Origin of the sequence: Arthrobacter sp. Hiyo1 (assembly GCF_001263615.2) — a bacterium.
GTDB lineage: Bacteria > Actinomycetota > Actinomycetes > Actinomycetales > Micrococcaceae > Arthrobacter.
In genome coordinates, this window is sequence record NZ_DF952475.1 from 242,617 (window position 1) to 246,734 (window position 4,118).

The window sequence follows — 4,118 nt, forward strand, 5'->3', positions numbered from 1 at the left end:
TCCGTGCTGCCCGGGCCGAGGCCGACCGATACCTCTCCGGGGACCCCAGGCCGGGCGAGGCCTGTTTCCGGGAAGGAACGAGGGCAGCGAAGCTGGCGTATGTCGCAGTTCACGGGGGCGTCCCACGAAAACCGGGCGGCAAGGTGCGGTACTCGTCTTGCGCCGATCTGGTTTCCGAGCTGCACCCGCTGAGGCACGAAGCCGAGGCCATGGCCATCCTGATGATGTGCATGACGGGTCTGAACGCATCGACGGTACTGGGAATGACTGCTGAGCATTCCGTGTCGACAGGACCCGGTGAGTTTCCTGCCCTGGTCACCCGTGGCAGCAAACCGCGGCGCGGACCGCTGCGGTCCGAGATGGACCTGACCCTCTCCGCCGCGCGGAAACCGCTGGCGGACCGGGACGACTACGGGTCCGCCCACGGCGTTTACGAGATTGCCCTCGAGCTCGGCCGTGACGCCCGGCAGTACCTCGCCTGTCCCGATCTGATCGTCTACCACTCCTTCAGCTACCGGTTGGGAACCCCAAGGAATTTGGGCTACCGCACCCCTGCTGTGGGCGATTTCGGGCCGCTGGAAGGCTTTTCAGGCGGGGACGGCATTCCTCGGCGCGTGGACTCCCGTCGGCTCCGGCGGACCTTCCTCGAACTCCACCAGCGTCCGGTGGCCCAGGCCGGCGCCACCCTCGCCTCCGTCTACCTCGTCCGCGACAAGTCGTCGCTCAGCAGCTACCAAGGTGTCGTGGCAGGAGCGCTCAAGGGCGAGGTTGAGAGGATCCGCACCGAGAATCTGGGCCGCGCCCTCAGCGATGAAGACTGCCGCGCGGCCCTCGACGACCCGGCACGGGTGGCGGAGAGGTTCGGAGTCAGCGAGGAGATCCTCGGAAAAGTTCTCGCCGGGCGACTGGACACGGTCGGATCGGCCTGCGTGGACAACGAACACAGCCCCTACAGCGAGCAGGGGCGGCCCTGCACCGCGTCGTTCCTCCTTTGCCTCACCTGCCCATGCTCGCGTTCCGAGCCCAGGCACGTGCCGGTCCAGGCCCTGATGCTCACCGAGCTCAGAGGACGACGCTCCGAGATGGCGCCGTCAGAGTGGGACCGGCGTTTCGCCCCGCCGGCCGCCCGGCTCGAAGACGTCCTCCAGCTCCAGCGCGCAGATGTCCAAGCGGAGGCCGGGCGAGTCTCCGCCGACGATACCCGCCTCGTCCGAGCCCTCCTTGAAAATGAGTTGGAGATCCCATGAGTATCCACGCCATCGTTAATGGCCGACCGGCACCGGAGTCCGGCACTCCGGTCCTGCTCGTCCGTCCGGTCCGGCCGGAGATCGCCCCTGAGAAACTGTCACGGTTCGGCGATGACCGTTGGGACCTCACTCACGGGATCTTCGAGGACCACAGCGACTCCACGAGCATCAACTTCAAACGCCTCCCGCAGCCATGGCGGGAGGCGGTCAAAGACTACCTGTGGCAACTGATCAACGAAGACCATCCGCGCGCCTTGCCAGCCGCCCGCGCCGGAGTCCGCTGCTCCCTGCGATCGGTGTCTCTCATAAAGGTCCTATCGAGCGGCTCATCATCTGGGCTGCAGGACGCGGTATGGAATCCTTCGCGGAGCTGGACGCAGCGCGCCTCGATGAGTACCTGGCGTACCTGGGCGATTCCGGGGTCTCCTACGGGTCCAGACAGCACTCCGTCGCGGAAGTGCGGCGGCTGTGGTCCTATCGGGACCTGGTCCCGCCGCGGCTGGCGATGCCGGGCGCACCCCCTTGGGACGATGCGCCCGCCAGGGAACTGCTCGGTGCTCGCTCCGACGTCCAGCCAATCAACCGCACACCCCGGATCGGCGATGCAACACTCGTTCCGCTGCTGGCATGGGCGATCCGGTTCGTCGAAGAGATCTCAACGGACATCCGGCCCAACTTCAGCGAGTTCCGCAGGACCCTCGTGGGCGGACGCGAATACCGGCAGGCAGGACTTCGACTGTATGAGGCAGAGCGGCATCAGAAGCTGACGCAGGTCCTGGAGCACCTGCGTGCGGCAGGCCTGGGGCTTCCCGGCCGCGTGCTGGCCGACGGGTCACACGAGATCCGGTGGGCGCACCTCGCACGACTGACCGGCACGCTGGGGGCAACGCACGCCAAATATGACCGATCAGTGATCGAAGCCTCGGGCCTTCAAATAGACGACAACGCCTACCTGACCCCCGCTGCGCCGTGACCGTCGACGGAATCCCCTGGCACCCCGGGTCCATGAAGTACGACGACGCGCTCGTCTACGCCCGACTACTCCATACCGCCTGCTACATCGTGATCGCCTACCTCTCGGGCATGCGGCCAGGAGAGGTACTGACCCTCACGGCCGGATGTCTCCATCACGATCCCGAGCGGGACCTGTGGACACTCACCGGCACGCGGTGGAAGGGAGCCACCGGATCCCACGGCGGCAAGGCAGAAGAAGGCGCAACGCGTGAGAACCCATGGGTCGTCCACCCCCTCGTCGCCCAAGCCGTCACCGTCGCCGAGGAACTCGGTAACGGACGCCTCCTCTTCCCCAAGAGCATCCGGCCCAAGGAAAACCGCCCGAAGACCCGCAGGTATGGGTGCGGCCGGGCCAGGCCCGGACAGCCACGCAAGTCGCTGACGACATCGTCTCTTTCACCGAGTGGGTCAACAACTTCTGCCGCGAGAACCGCCGTCCGGACACCATCCCGGAGGACCCCGACGGGCGGATCACCCCCAGCCGCTTCCGCCGGACCCTCGCCTGGCACATTGTGCGCCGCCCCCGCGGCCTCGTCGCCGCGGCAATCCAATACGGCCACCTCAACGTCCACGTCACCCAGCTACGCCGGAAACTACGCCTCGGGCTTCCCTGACGATCTTGCCTTCGAACAATGGCTCGAAAGGATCGACCAGGCCACAGACCTCGAAGCGTACCTCGACGGTGGCGGCCACATCAGCGGACCGGCCGCCAGCGAACTGGAACGACGCATCAGGGTAGCCCGCGAGAAATTCGCTGGGAGGGTCCTCCTCACCGGGCGACAGGCCCGAAAGCTGCTCCAAGATCCCGTACTCCAGGTCTACCCAGGACGCGGGCTCCACTGCGTCTTCGACCGCGCCAAAGCACGCTGCATCAGAGAAGCGGACGACGGTCCCGTCCTGGCTGAATGCAACCCGGGTGCGCCAACATCGCCCGAACGGGCTCGGACGTCGAGGAACTCCGCGCCAGGCTCGCGCGCCTGCCGGACGACTCGCTGGCCCCGCCGATCCGTTACCAACGCGCGACCGCAATAAAAGAGTCCATACAAAGCATCATCGAAACACACCAGGAGGGCACACCATGACGGAGCCGGAAAAGGATCGGGCCCGCGAAGCCCTCGAACGCGCCATGGACGACCTCCTGGAAGGCCGCGTTCCCGGCCCCCTCACGGGCCTGCGCCTCGTCGAACTCGCCGGCGTCAAGCGCCACCGGCTCACCCACGACAACCCCGACCTGAACCTCGAATTCCAGGAACGGGCAAGGCAGCTAAACCGGATAAAACCTGAGGTCGAGAGCCTACGGAAGCTCCTGTTCGACGAAAGGGAGCGGAATGCCGGGCTCGTCGCGGCCAACCGTGGCCTGGACAAACGGCTCAAATCCTACGCGACCGCCCTCTTGGATGTGCTCGAGGAGAGAGACTCGCTCAGAGACAGCCTTTCCCGTCGAGAAAGGGTCATTCCTATGCCCAGATAGCGCCGGGGCGGGTCGCACGCAATGTCACTGTGTGCGGGCTGAATTTGACCGACATTGCTCGGGGGCAGGACCAGACATGCCGGATTTTCCAGAAGCCATGTTCGGGTCTCGGAACGAGCCGGTTCCACAGGGTATCGGGGGCCGCATCCGGGCACGGGATCCAAGGCCGTCCGTTAGGTTGCTCAGGCGGAGAATTGCCCTGGGCCGCCAAGGGCGGCAAGGGCTTTGCGGAGCCGGGTGTCGGCGTCGTCGGCGACGTCCCGTACGGCCGGGTTGCCGCTGAGCTGGACCATGGTCCGGGGATCGATGGCCTGGATGGTGGTCTCGGTGGCATCCTTGCCGCGGCGGACGACGACGTTGCACGGCAGCAGGGCACCAAGGTCCGG

Annotated in this window: 6 protein-coding genes; 4 read left to right on the forward strand and 2 right to left on the reverse strand. The window is 66.3% G+C overall.

Annotated features, from left to right (window positions below):
- The coding region (locus tag AHiyo1_RS20110; RefSeq protein ID WP_059389754.1) for a hypothetical protein at nucleotides 1–1,247 on the forward strand (1,247 nt) is incomplete at its 5' end.
- Nucleotides 1,248–1,345: 98 nt separating this feature from the next.
- On the opposite strand, the gene AHiyo1_RS25050 is transcribed toward AHiyo1_RS20110, so the two are convergent.
- Nucleotides 1,346–1,492: a hypothetical protein gene (locus AHiyo1_RS25050; RefSeq protein WP_172465673.1), complete on the reverse strand. Its 147-nt coding sequence runs from the start codon at nucleotides 1,490–1,492 to the stop codon at nucleotides 1,346–1,348.
- Between the two features lie 107 nt (nucleotides 1,493–1,599).
- On the opposite strand from AHiyo1_RS25050, the gene AHiyo1_RS20115 reads away from it, so the two are divergent.
- Genes AHiyo1_RS20115 through AHiyo1_RS20130 form a run of 3 tightly spaced genes read left to right on the forward strand, consistent with a single transcriptional unit; the run spans nucleotide 1,600 to nucleotide 3,732 of the window.
- On the forward strand, nucleotides 1,600–2,220 hold the full coding sequence (locus tag AHiyo1_RS20115) for a hypothetical protein (protein ID WP_059389755.1): 621 nt from the start codon (nucleotides 1,600–1,602) through the stop codon (nucleotides 2,218–2,220).
- On the forward strand, nucleotides 2,217–3,293 hold the full coding sequence (locus AHiyo1_RS24270) for a hypothetical protein (RefSeq protein ID WP_148667679.1): 1,077 nt from the start codon (nucleotides 2,217–2,219) through the stop codon (nucleotides 3,291–3,293). Before AHiyo1_RS20115 ends, AHiyo1_RS24270 begins: the two co-directional genes overlap by 4 nt.
- A gap of 46 nt (nucleotides 3,294–3,339) precedes the next feature.
- On the forward strand, nucleotides 3,340–3,732 hold the full coding sequence (locus AHiyo1_RS20130; RefSeq protein ID WP_059389758.1) for a hypothetical protein: 393 nt from the start codon (nucleotides 3,340–3,342) through the stop codon (nucleotides 3,730–3,732).
- 182 nt (nucleotides 3,733–3,914) lie between these two features.
- Here the strand turns inward: AHiyo1_RS20130 and AHiyo1_RS20135 are convergent.
- On the reverse strand, nucleotides 3,915–4,118 hold a 204-nt coding region (locus AHiyo1_RS20135), incomplete at its 5' end, for a DUF302 domain-containing protein (protein ID WP_148667687.1).

Excerpts from the sequence above, each read along its gene's own strand:
- AHiyo1_RS25050 (WP_172465673.1), bottom strand. The coding sequence starts at position 1,492 with ATGGTCTTCGTTGATCAGTTGCCACAGGTAGTCTTTGACCGCCTCCCG.
- AHiyo1_RS20115 (WP_059389755.1), top strand. The coding sequence starts at position 1,600 with ATGGAATCCTTCGCGGAGCTGGACGCAGCGCGCCTCGATGAGTACCTG.
- AHiyo1_RS20130 (WP_059389758.1), top strand. The coding sequence starts at position 3,340 with ATGACGGAGCCGGAAAAGGATCGGGCCCGCGAAGCCCTCGAACGCGCC.